The following is a 16,026-nucleotide window of genomic DNA, read 5'->3' as shown; positions in this document are numbered from 1 at the left end:
TTATCTCGAAAGAGGACGCACATTTTAACGATTCAAATCTCTGTGTCAACCTTTTTCTTTAACTTTCTGAAGAAGTTTTTTCAGCCTTTCGAGCTTTCCAGATCAGGATCAGATCCCTTTCTTTCTGTCTCTGTGGCGTGTCCCCCTCAGAACGTGGAGCGCATTATAGGGAGATTAATTCGCAGCGCAAGCGCTTTTTCATAAAAAATTCAAAAAAACTCAAATTAATTTTAAATCGCTCAAAGAACCATCAATGCCGATCAAAAAGCACTCAAAACCACCCTATCCAAAGCACAAGACACCGCCAATAACTCAATACCTGGACAATATTCGACCAGCGTAAAATTTGGCGAATATTTCTAACTTTAAACAAAGACTCAAAATAACCGCCAAAAAACTAAAAACATTTCCCCATAAACGAAAAAAGACGAGCTTAGCTCGTCTTTTTATTCACGATTAAGAGTTAGCTACACGGCTTTCACTCGTGCAAACTTTTTCTTACCGGCTTGAATCACATGCTCAGCACCCGCCTGCATCTTAAAAGTAGACTCTACTACTTCTTGATCCACCTTCACCGAACCGCTCTTTAACATATCTCTTGCGGCATTCGAGTTTTTAGTTAAACCCGCTTTATTAAGGATAGCCGAGATTGGCATTTCATCCTGTCCATCGAACGCCACTTCTACTTCAGGCAAATCTTCTGGCAACTCACCATCCGCCAAACGGTTGCCTGCAGCTTTATGGGCATTCTCTGCCGCTTCTTCACCATGGAAACGCTCAATCAATTCACGAGCCAGCTCCATTTTAATGTCGCGAGGATTTGCTCCCGCGTCAACAGACGCCTTTAATGCATCAATTTCCTCAATCGACTTAAAGCTCAACAATTCAAAGTAACGCCAAATTAAAGAGTCAGGCATTGATACGATTTTTTGGAACATATCTCCAGGCGCATCATTAATACCTACATAATTACCTAATGACTTAGACATCTTCTTAACACCGTCTAAGCCTTCCAGAATAGGCATCATAATGACAGCTTGAGGCTCTTGCCCAAAGTGTTCCTGCAATTGGCGTCCAGCCAGCAAGTTGAAACGCTGGTCCGTACCACCCAATTCAATGTCTGCTTCCATGGCTACGGAGTCATACCCCTGAATCAATGGATACAAGAATTCATGAATGGCAATGCTTTGACCACCTTTAAAGCGCTTTTTGAAATCATCACGCTCTAGCATACGTGCCACATTAAACTGGCCCGCCAACTGAATCATGTCCGCCGCTGACTTTTTCCCCATCCACTCAGAGTTAAACATCACCGTGGTTTTGGATTCATCCAGGATTTTAAATACCTGCTCTTTATAGGTTTGAGCATTTTCCTGAACTTGTTCCTCAGTTAATGGAGGGCGAGTAGCACTTTTACCCGTGGGATCACCGATCATCCCGGTAAAGTCACCGATTAGGAACAATACGTCATGACCCAAGTCCTGAAATTGTTTCAGTTTATTAATAAGCACAGTATGACCCAGGTGCAAGTCAGGTGCGGTTGGATCAAAGCCAGCTTTAATACGAAGCTTACGGCCAGACTCCAGCTTCTTGATCAAACCTTCTTCTGGAAGAATTTCTTCTACACCACGTCTAATAATCTTCAAAGACTCTTCAACACTTGCCATTTTTTATCCAACTTTTCTTGAACGAAATACATCACTTAGGGGTCAAACGGTCGCGAATTATAACACTCACTTACAAGAATGCGACCGAACTTTTCTTGTTAAAAACCCCAAAAATGACTAAGATATGTACAATTTTCACCATAAAATAGTAAGTTAGGCGACTTTTTTAATATGACCTCTAAGAAAAACCTGACAAGTATCGCAAAACACTACCCAAAGAAGCATTTTGTCGCAGCTTCTGCGGTGGCCAGTTTTTTATTAACCCTTGCGATTCTGCCAACCTCTGAAAAAGTATCGGCAAGCCGCACGCAAGTAGACTTAACATTACCAATGAGTGATATCACTCAAGATGATGAAACCACTCATGAATCTATCCACCCTATTGATTCTGACCGTGTAATTTCATCGACTGTTGAAGCAGCACCAACGGTTCCAGCCAAAAACATCCCTAAAAAGTCAGGCATCGAATTTACCAAGCAATACACGGTAAAAAATGGCGATACTCTGGCACTGATATTTCAGAAAGCAGATTTAAGCTCTCGGGACGTCTATCACGTTGCAAAAGTGTACGACGACGCCACCCGACTTCATCCTGGAGAACAAGTCAGCTTTGCCTATAACGCCGACGGTTCGTTTAAAGCGTTTAAACATCAAAAAACCAAGCTTGTTTCAAATATCATTAAAAAAGTAAGCGACGATTATCAAGTTGAAGAAGTCGTCCGTGAACCTTCCATTGAGTATCGCTTTGCTCAAGGAACGATTCACTCATCACTGTTTCTTGATGCGAAAGAAGCTGGATTAGACCAAACATCCATCATGAACTTTGCCAATATCTTTGGCTGGGATATCGATTTTGTTCAAGATCTTCGTCAAGGTGACAACTTTTCCTTAATGTATGAAGAGTTATTCTTAGATGGAGAATCTATTGGTACCGGTGACATTGTTGCCGCCGAGTTTGTAAACCAAGGTACTAAGTTCCAGGCCATCCGCCATGTGGATGAATTCGGCCGCACGCATTATTACACTCCAGAAGGTAAGAGCATGCGCAAAGCCTTCTTGAGATCCCCGATCGACTTTGCCCGAATCAGTTCTCACTTTAATTTGAGCAGAAAGCACCCTGTACTGAACAAGATCCGCGCCCACAAAGGGACGGATTACGCAGCAGGAAGAGGCACGCCAATTCGTACTGCCGGCGACGGTAAAGTTGTATTTGCTGGCTGGAAAGGTGGATTTGGTCGCTGCGTCATTGTTCAGCACGGGCAAGGCATTCAAACGCTGTACGCACACATGAGCAAATTCAACAAGAAGACCAAGAAAGGCGCACGTGTTAGCCAAGGCCAGGTTATTGGCTACGTTGGTAGCAGCGGCCTAGCGTCCGGACCTCACTTGCATTATGAGTTCCGAGTAAATGGTGTGCACAAAAACCCGGTTAAAGTGAAGCTTCCTGAGGCTCGACCTATTGAGAAGAAATACCGTAAGGAATTTCTTGCAGATGCCAACAAGTGGCTTGCGATCCTGGAAAGCAATCAGCGCTCTGTTCTTGTTGCGAGTGTAGATTAATCCTGTGGCGTCTGAACTTTTTTTAGGCGCCATGTCTGGAACCAGTTTGGATGGACTGGATATCGCGCTATGTGATTTCAGTTCTACCAACATTTTAAAGGCCAGTCACTTCACACCCTTCCCTCAAGAGCTCAGACAAGCGTTATTTGATCTTTGTCATACAGACAACATACCACTGAATGACCTATACCAGACTGAGCAACGTTACTCACGGTTCTGTGCAAACGCGATTAATGCATTTCTAAAACAAGAAAGCATCAATCCTTCAGATCTAGCTGCATTAGGCTTACACGGCCAAACCATACGTCATGAGCCAAACCTATCACCCGCGTTTACAGTCCAATTAGGAGACTGGAGCCTGGTCGCAGCCGAAACCCAAATTACAACCATCGGTGATTTCCGTAGAAAAGATGTCGCGCTGGGCGGGCAAGGTGCACCATTAGTCCCGCCTTTTCATAAGGCCATCTTTAGTAGCACTTCATCCTCTCGAGTCATCGTTAATATTGGTGGGATTTCCAACGTTACAATACTTATGCCAGCGGCAGAACCATTGGGCTATGACTGTGGCCCCGGAAACGCTCTATTAGATTATTGGTTTGCCCGACATCATGAGGGCACCTTTGATACCAACGGAGATTGGGCGAAGTCAGGGGAGATTAACTCGACACTTCTGCAACGATTGCTCAATGACCCCTTCTTTATGCTACCTGCGCCTAAAAGTACAGGACGGGAACTGTTCAACCCTGAATGGCTTCATTCCAGATTGGATGACGCAACCGTATCTCTTGAACCAGAAGAAATTCAGGCAACCCTTACTGAGTTAACAGCACAAAGCATTGCCATAGCAGTTAAGAATCATCTGAATACTGGTGAAGTTTATGTATGTGGCGGTGGCTGGAAGAATCAGTTTTTAGTTGAACGCTTAAAGCAGGCTCTTGGCGAATCCTACACTCTGGCCTCTACAGAAGCTCTGGGTATTCACTCTGACTGGGTAGAAGCCTGTGCGTTTGCCTGGCTGGCTGCTAACACACTGCATAGACAAGACAGCCAACAAGCCTCCACCACTGGCGCATCAAGAAATGCAGTACTTGGCGGCATCTACTACCCCTAAACCGATACTAAAAAAGGCTATAGCCCTTTTCGATCAATTCCTCTTGATACTCAGGTCCATTAGGAACCGTGTCTACAAACGGAGGTAATTCAGAGTGCTGAACGTTATCCACTGACATCCACACTTCGCAAATTCGAACATCAATAATTTTATAGGCATCTAATCGAGCGGCTTGATCCACCAGCATTTTGTATTGCTGATAGTTTTTGCGTTGAAAGACCCGAACTTCAGGCCCGTGCAGCACCACCTCAATGGGACTGCTACCAAGATAGCTTTGATTGGTATCGAGAAAGCTTTCCGCACGATCAAACAGCTCTTTCAGTTCTTCCGGGGTATGTAACTGGACCTTAGCCACATACAAACCCTGATCATTTTCAGCGTAAGAAATTTTATGAGACTCAAGAGGGTCAGAATATCCCCCCTGAGTAAAGAGAAACCCTGGCAACACGAACCCAAAAACAATTGCAGAGAGTCGGCCATGCTTCATAGAGAGATCACCGCTAGATGGAGAACGATGAACCACACCCACAAGTGGTTGTTGCATTAGGATTGTTCACTACAAACCGTGAACCTTCCAAGCCTTCCAAATAGTCCACTGTTGAGCCTACCAGATATTGATAGCTCAAACTGTCGACTACCAAGGTAACCCCTTGCTTTTCAACCGTTGTGTCATCGTCATTTAGGGTTTCATCAAAAGTGAAACCGTACTGAAACCCTGAACAGCCACCGCCAGTTACATAAACCCGTAACTTCAACTGGTCGTTTTCTTCTTCCTCAACCAGAGATCTTACCTTATCAGCGGCGGCATCTGTAAAATCAATCACATAAGGGCTTTGAACTTCAACCACGCCACTCATATATCGCTCCGAACTAAATTAAATGGGTCGGTATTATCGTTTTATCCAACCAATTTAGTCAAGATTAACCATTGTCACTGATCGGCTTCGCTTCAACCACTTGTGGCTTAGGTGCGCTTTTCTTGGTTTCTTTCACTTCGGTGGTGTGCTTCAGCTGACCATTAATTTCAGCGCCCATCACCATTTCCATTACAGTATAGTAAACATCACCTTTCACCGACGCCTTTTTCGCCAACTCCAGATGTTTACTGGAAAATACATTGCCATGCACCCGACCATTGATGATTACGTTCGGAGCCCGGATCTCTCCTTCTACATGACCACGGTCACTGATACGTACAATTCCATTAGACTCATCATCGGCAATTATATTGCCACGAACATGTCCATCGATGTGTAAACCACCCGTAAAATGTACATCACCGGTAATTGTTGTCTTGCCTGATATCACTGTATCCCAGTGATGATGACCACCTTTACTGCCCCACATTGTTGACACTCTCTCCCATTACCCAAGTAAATGCCTTTTCAACACGAACCGGCTGCTTGCCTGTAGTTTGTAGAATCACCTGAACTTCTTCTGGCTTAAAGCCTGTTGGCAGCTTTATTTCACCCAAAATATTCTGGAAATATCTGAATCTAAATTTAATACCTAAATCTTTATAGTCCTCAGAGAGTTCTCTCAAAGAATAAATAGTTTTCTTTCCATCCAGCTGTCCAATGATATTAACCGCCGCTTGGCCATTAAGGTAGGACTGATTCTTCTCAAGCTGTGTAAGCACAATTTTAAATTTGAAACGCTCTGCTTCAGGAGTCGAAGAAAGCTCAATTTTCTGAATGTGCAGCCCAGTATTAGGGCCACCTGGCGCCATAATATTTTTGTAGAAAGTAACTTCTTTTTCTAACTCTGCAATTCGATCACGATACTCTTTGACGGATTGACGTACCGCGTCACTGGCCTGCTTATCTAATTTGCTGCCTTCTTCCAGAACCGCCACTCGTTGCGTTAAAACATCTACTTTCGATGTTTTTTCAGTGAGATCTTTTTCGATGACTTCTTTTTGATTCTCTACTTCAGATAACTTCGTCGAAACATGCCAACTGCCGGCAAAATACGCCCCAACCAAGGCTGCAGCCAGCAATAGAATCAAAAAAGTATTTCGGATGAAATCGGTCGCTGGATTATACGCTACTACTCTAAGACGTTGATGTGGAGAGCCTTTCACCACGGCCATAACCTTTCCCTTCTTTATACGCGCTTTTCTTGTATAGCCTGACAAAAAATCACCGAGCCGCCGAATGCAACTCGATGATTTGTAATACAAGCCTTTATTATCGGCTTTTATCTGTAAACATTAATTTAAGGCAGTAATGCAACATGACGCAAACCTGCGTCTTCTTCTAAGCCCATCATAATGTTCATATTCTGAATCGCCTGTCCGGCAGCACCTTTAACCAGATTATCAATCACAGAGAGGATAATCACGGTATTGCCATTCTGAGGCTTATGCACTGCAATTCGGCAAGTGTTTGCGCCTTTTACACTACGCGTCTCTGGGTGAGAACCAGCCGGCATCACATCCACAAACGGTTCATCCTGATACGCCTGCTCAAACAAAGCCTGAAGATCATCCACATCCTGCGTCAGATTTGCATACAAAGTCGCGTGAATACCACGAATCATTGGCGTTAAGTGAGGAACAAAGGTCAAGCCCACTTTCCCCTCGCTGTGCCATTGCAAGCCCTGAGTAATCTCAGGCAAGTGACGATGGCCATCCGCTTTATACGCTTTCATTGATTCAGTAGCCTCACATAACAGTGTAGCTACACTGGCACCACGACCCGCACCACTGACACCCGATTTGGTGTCGGCAATCAAGGCCGAAGGATCGACTAACCCGGCTTTAATCAAAGGCAAGAAACCTAGCTGCACTGCAGTTGGATAACAGCCTGGGTTTGCCACCAAGCGTGCCTTGGCAATTTCCGCACGGGAGGTTTCAGGCAATCCGTAGACCGCTTCTTCCAATAACTCAGGACAAGCATGCTCCATACCATACCACTGAGACCACAAATCAGCGTCTTTGATCCGGAAATCTGCTGCCAAATCAATAACTTTTACACCTTTTTCAAGCAAGGTAGGAACCGACTTCATTGCAATGCCGTTCGGTGTGGCAAAAAACACCAAATCACATTCGGCTAACCGATCTACATCCGGCTCAGTAAATTCAATATCCAGATGCCCACGAAGATTAGGATAAAGATCAGAAATTTTTCGGCCAGATTCAGATCGAGAGGTCACCACCTTAAGTTCAACCTCAGGATGCAATACCAAGAGTCTTAGCAACTCAACGCCTGTATAACCTGTACCACCTACCACTCCGACTTTAATCACAATCTTTCCTCTGTAGTCGCTCAAATTGGAAACCCTTGATATGATAATGGGCTAAGCTAAAAAGCTAAAGTAATCTGCTAATAAAAGCGATTAAAGCTGTACATAAATTGTCGATTATCTACTAAGGCTCTGCTCGAATCACTGCACTATGAGAAGCTGGTCACAAAGAAAAGCCTTACCCAAGCTATCTGCCATCGCTGTTCTGGTGGGCATTGCCTCCGGCTTGGTGATCCTGTTATTTCGTATTCTGACCGAACACGCCATCAGTGGTTTAATGCCCAGCCAAAATCACGAAGGGTTTGAACACTTATCCGCAGACGTCCGTTTCTTCTTACCCGTTTTTGGGGCGTTGATTCTCGCCGTTATCTACCGTCTGGTGCCCAAAGAGCATCATGACGTTGGAGTACCCTATCTTTTACAACGGTTGGATTACCACCAAGGGCATTTGCCCTTTAAAAATACCCTGATGCAATTTATTGGCGCCACCATAGCCTTAATCTCAGGCCAAAGTGCCGGCCGGGAAGGCCCCGCCATACACATGGGCGGCGGCGTCAGCAGCTTCATTGCCCGCTATAGCAAACTGCCGTACGCCTACCGCAGAATGCTGATTGCCAGTGGTATCGCGGCAGCTATCTCAGCCTCATTTAACACACCATTAGCCGGAGTAATCTTCGCGCAGGAAGTGGTGTTGCGTCAGTACAGCCTGATCAGTATGACGCCACTGGCCATTGCTGCCGTGTCCGGTTCACTGGTCACACAACTGGCGTTGGGTGAACTCGCCATTTTCCCCAGCTTTGAAATTATTCTAAATCTCTGGGATTTCCCTGGGTTGGTATTGCTAGGTATCTTCATCGGGGGTCTATCAGTGGTGTTTAATCGCTTACTGATCGCCTGGCAAAACACCAACAAACTGCCAAAATGGTACTCTCTGCCCATAGCAGGACTCATTACCGGAGCCGTGGCTTACTATGTGCCGGAAGTCATGGGTGTCGGTTATGACACCATTAACTTATTGCTTGGTAGTGTCTCTGACTGGCAATGGGTGGTCATCATTCTTTGTGCCAAGCTGTTGTTGACCAGTTTTGTACTGGCCTATGGCGTGCCCGGTGGGTTGATCGGCCCCAATTTATTAATGGGTGCCTGTGCCGGCTTCATTGTGGGGCTGACGTTACAAAACATACAACCTGATATCAATCCAGGACTTTTCTGTCTGATCGGCATGGCCTCCATGATGGGCGCCAGCCTACACGCGCCCATTGCGGCGTTGATCACCCTGTTAGAGATGACCAACTCTTCTCAAATCATTTTGCCGGGAATGATCAGCATCGTAATGGCCTATCTGATAAATAAAGGTCTCTGTGGTCAGCAAGCGATTTTTGATGCATTACAAAAGATTCGACACGATCGAGATCGAATGAATGCCCAATCTCATACTCTTGAGCAGTTTGGTATCATGCCTATTATGGATCGACGATTTGTAGTGGCCGAACAGGTCATGAATACCAAAAACGTGATCCAACTGCTGTACAGCCAACCTCGCTGGGTCGTCATTGATTCCAGTACTCGATATTACTTAATGCAGGCCTCGGACCTGGCCAACTGGCTTCAGTACCAATTAAGCTCACCCGAAAACATTGAGAGAATTAAAGACGATGCGGCATTAGAAACGGATTTGTTGTCCATACCAGCGTCGCGCCTTGAACTCACAGCCATCAACATTAAAGCCGACATTGGAGAGGCACTGTCGCTGATCGACAGCCATAAAACCGATGCTCTGTTGATCCAGAGCACCCCGCCAGAAGGACAAGCCCCTAAGCTCCTTGGTATTATTACGCAGAACGATTTAGATCATTTCTATTCTAACCGGAAGTTCGATGAGTTCTTTGAAGCTCCCGAGCAAGGCAATGGCCGTTAACGCCAAATCAACATTGAAGTAAGGAGAATTGCGTGACCTATTTGTGGGTGAAAGCCTTTCATATTATTGCCGTTGTATGCTGGTTCGCGGCATTGTTTTATCTGCCTCGCTTGTTTGTTTACCATGCCATGTCGGACGATGAAACTTCCAAAGAACGCTTTAAAATCATGGAGCGAAAACTGTATCGAGGCATCATGACGCCTTCCGCCGTAGTCTCCGTAGCTTTAGGTATCTGGCTAGTGTCTTTGATGCCGAATATTTATATGTCCGGTGGTTGGTTCCACGCTAAAGTGACCATGGTACTGTTGTTGGTGATTTATCATGCGATCTGCGGCTACCACCTTAAACAGTTCAAAGCAGATAAAAATACAAAGAGCCATGTCTATTTCAGATGGTTCAATGAAATGCCAGTACTCTTGCTGATTGGTATTATCATTATGGTAGTGGTTAAACCCTTTTAAGTTGGGAGTAATTCAGTGAGTATGTCGTACCGTCCGCCCGTTATTCTGACATTTTCAGGACTGGACCCAACCGGTGGTGCCGGCATACAGGCTGACATTGCCAGTCAAACACTGGTAAATAGCCACTGTTGCCCGATTATCACCAGCTATACATCGCAAGATACCCATAACGTCTATTCAATTTACCCCTTGAGTAAGGATGTGATTGAGCAGAGTACGCGCTGTTTGGTTCGAGACGTTCGACCCCAAGCCATAAAAATCGGTCTGCTTGGATCAACAGAGATTGTGCTGACCGTGGCCGCGCTCATCAGAGACATTCGCATCGATTGCCCTCAACTGCCCGTGGTGTTTGACCCGGTACTTGCCGCAGGCGGAGGGACCAATCTCAGCAGCGATCAACTTCTCGACGCCATCCGCGAACACCTATTGCCGGTATGCTCGTTAATCACCCCCAATACCGATGAAGCCTGTAAACTGGCAGATATCAGCAATGCCTATCAAGCGGCCGAATCCTTGGTTACAGCTCAAACATCGGTACTATTAACCGGAACCCATGACGAAACGGATAAAGACCGGGTTCATAATCGGCTGTACACCAAAGAATCAGAAACAGAATGGCATTGGGAGCGTCTGCCAGACGTCTATCACGGGTCAGGCTGCACACTTGCTTCGCTGGTCGCGGGTCTGTTAGCGCACGGAATCCCCTTGGTTGAGGCGGTTGAACAAGCACAAGCGCTGACCATTAAAACCCTTGAAGACAGTTATGCCATTGGCGATGGACAGCGTATTCCCAACCGTATTCCTGCAGATCTGTATAAATCATAGATACCCACAGACGGTGCCAATTGCGCCAAAGCGGTTCAGACCTTTATCCGTTCATTCAGCCTAACCAGAGTGATAACAAGCAGCCTTATGACAGACCACGATATTTCCGGGATCTACGCCATCACCGATCCAAAACTTCTGACCACCGAAGCAGCACTGCTTGACGCGGTGGATACAGCCTTGGCCGAGGGCGTCCGAATCATTCAGTATCGGGATAAATTGGCGACAAACGATCAAAAGCTCGAACGAGCGAAAGCCATCCACCAGCTATGCAAAACCTACAACGCCCTATCCATCATCAATGATTCTGTGGATCTGATGATGGCATCTGGATCTGACGGTGTGCACCTAGGACAAACCGACGGCGCATCGGATTTAAGCCACTTAACCCTTTCCAGAAACAAGATCCTCGGCGTTACCTGTCATGATGATCTTGAGCTGGCGCGAATAGCAGAACGGTTTGGCGCTTCGTATGCAGCCTTTGGACGCTTTTATCCCTCCAAGACCAAACCCCAGGCTAAGCCAGCCCAAATTGACCGTCTTATTGAGGCAAAGCAACATTTATCCATCCCGATAGTCGCGATTGGTGGCATAAACGCGCATAATATGTCCCCATTAATAAACGCTGGCGCCGATGCCATTGCCATCATTGACGCACTATTTGGGCAGTCAGACATCCAGCAAGCAGCGAACACACTGGTCACCACATTCAATCAATTCAGTACCTCCGTGAGTGACTAGAGAACATACTTCAGTACGAAACATCAGTAGGAAAAAAGGGTATTTCATGACTCGATCTCAAGAACTTTTTGACACTGCATCCAAAGTCATTCCTGGTGGCGTGAACTCACCCGTTCGCGCCTTCAAAGGTGTAGGTGGTACACCTATATTCTTCAAAGAAGGTAAAGGCGCTTACATCATCGATGAAGATGACAACGCTTATGTAGACTACATCGGTTCCTGGGGACCAATGATCTTAGGTCATGGACACCCTAAAGTGTTGGAAGCCATTCACGCTCAAGTGGACAAAGGTTTGAGCTTTGGTGCGCCAACGGCCATTGAGATCGAAGCCGCAGAGAAAGTATGCAGCCTGATTCCATCCATCGAAAAAGTGCGTATGGTGAGCTCTGGTACCGAAGCTACCATGAGTGCGATTCGTCTTGCACGCGGTTACACCGGGCGCGACAAGCTGATCAAGTTCGAAGGTTGTTACCACGGTCATGCCGATTCTTTATTGGTGAAAGCAGGCTCCGGCGCATTAACGCTGGGTGTACCGAGCTCTCCGGGTATCCCTGACGATCTTGCAAAACACACAGTAACGCTTGAGTACAACAACTTGGCTCAGGTAGACGAAACCCTGAAGGAAATCGGTGATCAGGTTGCCTGTATAATCATCGAACCGGTTGCGGGCAACATGAACTGCATTCCTCCGGTAGAAGGTTTTCTTGAAGGCTTGCGTGCACTGTGTGATCAACACGGTTTGGTACTTATTTTTGACGAAGTGATGACCGGCTTTCGTACCGCATTAGGTTGCGCCCAGTCTGTGTATAACATTACTCCAGACCTAACCACATTAGGTAAAGTCATCGGCGGCGGCATGCCAGTGGGTGCCTTTGGTGGTAAAGCGGAAATCATGGATTACATTGCGCCAACCGGCCCGGTATATCAAGCGGGTACCTTGTCAGGTAATCCGGTAGCGATGACGGCTGGTCTTGCGGTACTGAACGAAATCTCACAGCCAGGTTTCTTTGAAGCACTGACCGAAAAGACCACGACCTTGGTTCAAGGGCTTCAGGAACGTGCTGATAAAGCAGGTATACCGTTTACCACGTCCCAAGTGGGCGCAATGTTTGGTTTATTCTTTACCGATCAGGACAAAGTCACCAGCTTTGCTCAAGCGACGGCCTGTGATCTGGAACGATTCCAGACGTTCTTCCATTTGATGCTGGAAGAAGGAGTCTATCTGGCACCGTCGGCGTATGAAGCAGGTTTTGTGTCTGCGGCACATGATGATGAAGCCATTCAGAAAACCCTGGATGCGGCTGAAAGAGCGTTTGCGAAGTTATAACAACTTCCTATAACCATAAAAAAAGAGGCTATATTCAGCCTCTTTTTTTATGCCCCTACAAAGGCACTAAACCTTAATCTGGTAGGCCCGTTGTAACGCGCGCTGTGCTTTTTGAGATTTACCTTGGGCATCCAAAGCTTTAGCCATCACCACCCACAACTCCTTTTGTAGAATCGGGTTGCCATGAGACAAAGACAGACCTTTCTTACACAGTTGCTCTGCTTGTCTGGGCTGGTTTTTCTTTAAATGAATCACCGCCAGCTCGTAATAAACTTTAGGTTCTTTCGGGTCAATTCGTTGCGCCCGTTCCAGAACTGACTGTGCTTGTCCGTATTTTTTCTTCAACGCATAGCTTTCAGCACTGGCTAATAACTTCACCACGCCCAGCTTGGTATCGTGACGGGATTTCTGGGTATCCAGTGATTTAGCATTCAGCGCTTTACGTTCTTCCTGCGGCTTAATGTAAACGCCATTGCCATTGTTGATGACGTTCCCCTGATAGACCGGTTCGTTCTGACCACCGGATACAACCGGGACATTTTGATGAGTCGCGCAGCCAACCATAGTGACCAACACTAACCCCATCCAAAAAAATCGCATTGCCTTTCCTCTCTTATGATGAGATGGACGCCAAAAAATAACATGGCGACTGATACGAAGATTTTACCAATCTATCAATCGTTCTAACAGGTTCTTACCCCGAGTGAAGGTTGAATCCTTACAAGTGGTTTGTTCCGTGGGCGCACTGCCTTCAATAAACGGCAATAACCGTGCGCTAGAGCACAGCTCATCCACCAACAGACCTGTCTCCTGATCCACCCAACTGAAGCCAATCTGATCAGGAACCACACGTTTGGTGTCGCTAGCCGGCATATGGCGCATCACTTGCCCCCAGACTCGTAGCGCACCAGAACTGCCGGTAAGCTCGGTCGGAGAGTTATCGTCTTTGCCAACCCAAGTGACCGACAGATAATTGCCTTTGACACCGGCAAACCAACTATCACGCTGTTGATTGGAGGTTCCGGTTTTACCGAACACCACTTCATCGGAAGGAATGACGTTATTTAACCAACGGCCCGTCCCTTCTCTGGCCCCAACCTGCATGGCGTAATTGACCAGATACACCGGCTTCTGATCGAACACCTGTTCGACATTTAGCGGATAACGATCAAGCACTTCACCTTCGGCATCGGTGACCGTTCGAATCACTTTCAACGGAGCTCTAAAGCCATCGGCCGCCAAGGTCTGATACATTTTGGTAATTTCATAAGGGCTCAAGGACAAAGACCCCAGCATCGTAGCAGGCAGCATAGGCACTTGATCCGAAAAGCCAAATTGACGGAAGGTATCGATCACGGCATCCAGTCCAATCTCTAACCCCAAACGCGCGGTGGCCTGGTTGTAGGATTTAGCCAATGCCTGATACAAAAGCACATCCCCGTGACTCTTGTTATCAAAGTTTCGCGGCTGCCACTCGTCGCCATTGTCCATCTGAATCTTAAACGACTGATCTTTCAGCACAGACGTTAATGAGTAATGCTCGGGTCGTTGCAGCGCGGTCAAGAAAACCGCTGGTTTAGCCAAAGAACCGATCGGCCGCTTGGCATCTAACGCCCGGTTAAACCCGGAATAACCCACGTTGCGATCGCCAATCACAGCCACCACTTCACCGTTATCCACAGAGGTAACGACCGAGGCAAGCTGATAATCGTCTCCCTCACGAGGGTGACGTCTTGCCAAGCGTTCCAATTCAGCCACTGCGTTCTGTTCAAGATCCCACTGAATTTGCGGATCAAGAGAAGTAAATACCCGCAAACCTGACTTGGAAAGCTCGTCTTCCGAGTAATCCCGCTTCAAGTGTCGATGTACCAAACCCAAATACGCGGGGAATCGATTGGCCGAGCGGGTTGGATGAGAGACCACATCTAGCGGCTGACGTTTTGACCAGTTGGCGACTTTGGCTTCGATGTAACCTTGGTCGGTCAACATATCCAACACCAAATTACGTCGGGTCAAGGCCCGTTCCGGATGACGCTTCGGGTTGTAATAGGCAGGGCCTTTGACCACTGCCACCATTAAGGCGATCTGATGAAGCTTGAGTTCACGCACCGGGACACCAAAGTAGAAATAACTCGCCGCCATGACACCGTGTACGGCACGTGCACCATCCTGCCCCAGATAGACTTCATTCAGGTAGGTTTCAAGAATCTTGTCCTTGGGATATCGAAGATCCACCAGCAAGGCCATTGCTGCTTCCTGAAGCTTACGGGTATAGGTTCGTTCCCGCGTCAGATAGAGGTTTTTGATCAATTGCTGAGTCAGGGTACTTCCACCCTGTACCACACTGCCCGCCTGGAAGTTAGCTAACATGGCCCGAACAATGGATTTTGGAGACACCCCATGATGCTGATAGAAGTCCCGATCTTCGGTAGCAATCAAGGCATGTTTCAAGGCATCAGGCACTTCATCAATCTGTACCAACTGACGGTCTTCATGGTGATTCGGGAAGAGGCTACCTAGCAATAAGGGTTCGAGACGGAATAAATCCCGTTCCTGGCCATTCACACGTACCTGGTCGATACGCCCGGATCTGAACGTGACCAAACATTCAGCTGGCGCCTGATGCTCATCCACAAATTGAAAACCGCGCGTATGAATGCGAATGCTGTTACTGCGCTGAAGGGCATAGCCTGTGCCTCGGTAATCCTGAAAACGATAACCCAGCGCCTTGAGTTCACGGCTCAACTCATCGAGGCTTAACTGTTTTCCTGGATACAATTCCAATGGTCGGGCATAGACTTGTGCCGGTAATTCCCACTGAACAGAATCCAGATCCTGGCGTAAGGTGGCATCGAGATACACCAGAAACGCCAACAAACAGACTACCCCGACCAAACTTAATTTGATCAGAAAACGAAACCAGCCCGGCAACCAATAGATTTTCTCATGAGATACTTGTGCTTTCTTTCGTTGTTTGTCACTTTTAGAGTCACGTCCATTGGGAGCGGAATTTCTCTGAGCCGACTTACGACCAGAGGTGGAAGAATTCTTACTTTTTGGTGATGTTTTTTTGCGTTCAGCCATGAAATATTTACGCTTATCTCTCGTTTCAACAGAGAGATCATTGATATATAGAAATCACTTATGCACAGAGATTACATACATAGGTA

The 16,026-nt window shown here is 46.7% G+C and carries 15 protein-coding genes; 7 read left to right on the top strand and 8 right to left on the bottom strand.

All coding sequences use genetic code 11. From position 1 onward, the window contains the following. Nucleotides 1–467: 467 nt before the first annotated feature. Nucleotides 468–1,667 (bottom strand): tyrosine--tRNA ligase, encoded by a 1,200-nt coding sequence (tyrS, locus tag QQL66_RS18460; protein ID WP_284383464.1) that lies wholly within the window; start codon nt 1,665–1,667, stop codon nt 468–470. 171 nt (nt 1,668–1,838) lie between these two features. On the opposite strand from tyrS, the gene QQL66_RS18455 reads away from it, so the two are divergent. Continuing rightward, the gene (locus tag QQL66_RS18455; RefSeq protein WP_284383462.1) at nt 1,839–3,227 is read left to right on the top strand and encodes an OapA family protein; all 1,389 of its coding nucleotides are present in this window, start codon (nt 1,839–1,841) and stop codon (nt 3,225–3,227) included. 4 nt (nt 3,228–3,231) lie between these two features. Continuing rightward, complete coding sequence (locus QQL66_RS18450) at nt 3,232–4,338, top strand: anhydro-N-acetylmuramic acid kinase (RefSeq protein ID WP_284383461.1); 1,107 nt, start codon at nt 3,232–3,234, stop codon at nt 4,336–4,338. Between the two features lie 7 nt (nt 4,339–4,345). Here QQL66_RS18450 and QQL66_RS18445 read toward each other — a convergent pair whose 3' ends face one another. From QQL66_RS18445 to argC, 5 genes are all read right to left on the bottom strand, one after another. Then, nucleotides 4,346–4,882, bottom strand: a complete 537-nt coding sequence (locus QQL66_RS18445; RefSeq protein WP_284383458.1) for a DsrE family protein — start codon at nt 4,880–4,882, stop codon at nt 4,346–4,348. Beyond that, a complete protein-coding gene (gene erpA, locus QQL66_RS18440; protein ID WP_284383456.1) occupies nt 4,839–5,195 on the bottom strand; it encodes an iron-sulfur cluster insertion protein ErpA in 357 nt (118 codons plus the stop codon). The genes QQL66_RS18445 and erpA overlap by 44 nt, the downstream gene beginning before the upstream one ends. Nucleotides 5,196–5,259: 64 nt before the next feature. Then, nucleotides 5,260–5,685: a bactofilin family protein gene (locus tag QQL66_RS18435; RefSeq protein ID WP_284383454.1), complete on the bottom strand. Its 426-nt coding sequence runs from the start codon at nt 5,683–5,685 to the stop codon at nt 5,260–5,262. Continuing rightward, the gene (locus QQL66_RS18430; protein WP_284383453.1) at nt 5,672–6,520 is read right to left on the bottom strand and encodes a DUF6776 family protein; all 849 of its coding nucleotides are present in this window, start codon (nt 6,518–6,520) and stop codon (nt 5,672–5,674) included. Before QQL66_RS18430 ends, QQL66_RS18435 begins: the two co-directional genes overlap by 14 nt. A 35-nt stretch (nt 6,521–6,555) precedes the next feature. After that, nucleotides 6,556–7,587: an N-acetyl-gamma-glutamyl-phosphate reductase gene (gene argC, locus QQL66_RS18425; RefSeq protein WP_284383452.1), complete on the bottom strand. Its 1,032-nt coding sequence runs from the start codon at nt 7,585–7,587 to the stop codon at nt 6,556–6,558. 148 nt (nt 7,588–7,735) lie between these two features. On the opposite strand from argC, the gene QQL66_RS18420 reads away from it, so the two are divergent. The 5 genes from QQL66_RS18420 (at nt 7,736) to hemL (ending at nt 12,856) form a co-directional block, all read left to right on the top strand. Further along, a complete protein-coding gene (locus tag QQL66_RS18420) occupies nt 7,736–9,502 on the top strand; it encodes a chloride channel protein (RefSeq protein ID WP_284383451.1) in 1,767 nt (588 codons plus the stop codon). Nucleotides 9,503–9,534: 32 nt separating this feature from the next. After that, nucleotides 9,535–9,963, top strand: coding sequence for a protoporphyrinogen oxidase HemJ (gene hemJ, locus QQL66_RS18415; RefSeq protein WP_284383450.1), 429 nt, complete (start codon nt 9,535–9,537; stop codon nt 9,961–9,963). A 21-nt stretch (nt 9,964–9,984) separates the two neighbouring features. Continuing rightward, a complete protein-coding gene (gene thiD / locus QQL66_RS18410; protein WP_284383480.1) occupies nt 9,985–10,788 on the top strand; it encodes a bifunctional hydroxymethylpyrimidine kinase/phosphomethylpyrimidine kinase in 804 nt (267 codons plus the stop codon). Nucleotides 10,789–10,875: 87 nt separating this feature from the next. Continuing rightward, nucleotides 10,876–11,529 (top strand): thiamine phosphate synthase, encoded by a 654-nt coding sequence (gene thiE, locus QQL66_RS18405; protein WP_284383448.1) that lies wholly within the window; start codon nt 10,876–10,878, stop codon nt 11,527–11,529. A gap of 46 nt (nt 11,530–11,575) precedes the next feature. Then, a complete protein-coding gene (hemL, locus tag QQL66_RS18400) occupies nt 11,576–12,856 on the top strand; it encodes a glutamate-1-semialdehyde 2,1-aminomutase (protein WP_284383445.1) in 1,281 nt (426 codons plus the stop codon). Between the two features lie 66 nt (nt 12,857–12,922). Here hemL and QQL66_RS18395 read toward each other — a convergent pair whose 3' ends face one another. Next, nucleotides 12,923–13,456 carry a tetratricopeptide repeat protein gene (locus QQL66_RS18395; protein ID WP_284383444.1) on the bottom strand — a complete coding sequence of 178 codons (534 nt, stop codon included), beginning with the start codon at nt 13,454–13,456 and terminating at the stop codon, nt 12,923–12,925. A 63-nt stretch (nt 13,457–13,519) separates the two neighbouring features. Further along, on the bottom strand, nt 13,520–15,940 hold the full coding sequence (gene mrcB, locus QQL66_RS18390) for a penicillin-binding protein 1B (RefSeq protein ID WP_284383442.1): 2,421 nt from the start codon (nt 15,938–15,940) through the stop codon (nt 13,520–13,522). Between the last annotated feature and the right edge of the window lie 86 nt (nt 15,941–16,026).

Origin of the sequence: Litoribrevibacter albus (assembly GCF_030159995.1) — a bacterium.
In the GTDB taxonomy this organism is placed as follows: domain Bacteria; phylum Pseudomonadota; class Gammaproteobacteria; order Pseudomonadales; family Litoribrevibacteraceae; genus Litoribrevibacter; species Litoribrevibacter albus.
Note: the sequence above shows the minus strand (reverse complement) of the source record. Positions and strands in the feature narration are given on the sequence as shown.

Excerpts from the sequence above, each read along its gene's own strand:
- tyrS (WP_284383464.1), bottom strand. The coding sequence starts at position 1,667 with ATGGCAAGTGTTGAAGAGTCTTTGAAGATTATTAGACGTGGTGTAGAA.
- QQL66_RS18455 (WP_284383462.1), top strand. The coding sequence starts at position 1,839 with ATGACCTCTAAGAAAAACCTGACAAGTATCGCAAAACACTACCCAAAG.
- QQL66_RS18445 (WP_284383458.1), bottom strand. The coding sequence starts at position 4,882 with ATGCAACAACCACTTGTGGGTGTGGTTCATCGTTCTCCATCTAGCGGT.
- erpA (WP_284383456.1), bottom strand. The coding sequence starts at position 5,195 with ATGAGTGGCGTGGTTGAAGTTCAAAGCCCTTATGTGATTGATTTTACA.
- QQL66_RS18435 (WP_284383454.1), bottom strand. The coding sequence starts at position 5,685 with ATGTGGGGCAGTAAAGGTGGTCATCATCACTGGGATACAGTGATATCA.
- QQL66_RS18420 (WP_284383451.1), top strand. The coding sequence starts at position 7,736 with ATGAGAAGCTGGTCACAAAGAAAAGCCTTACCCAAGCTATCTGCCATC.
- thiD (WP_284383480.1), top strand. The coding sequence starts at position 9,985 with ATGTCGTACCGTCCGCCCGTTATTCTGACATTTTCAGGACTGGACCCA.
- thiE (WP_284383448.1), top strand. The coding sequence starts at position 10,876 with ATGACAGACCACGATATTTCCGGGATCTACGCCATCACCGATCCAAAA.
- hemL (WP_284383445.1), top strand. The coding sequence starts at position 11,576 with ATGACTCGATCTCAAGAACTTTTTGACACTGCATCCAAAGTCATTCCT.
- QQL66_RS18395 (WP_284383444.1), bottom strand. The coding sequence starts at position 13,456 with ATGCGATTTTTTTGGATGGGGTTAGTGTTGGTCACTATGGTTGGCTGC.
- mrcB (WP_284383442.1), bottom strand. The coding sequence starts at position 15,940 with ATGGCTGAACGCAAAAAAACATCACCAAAAAGTAAGAATTCTTCCACC.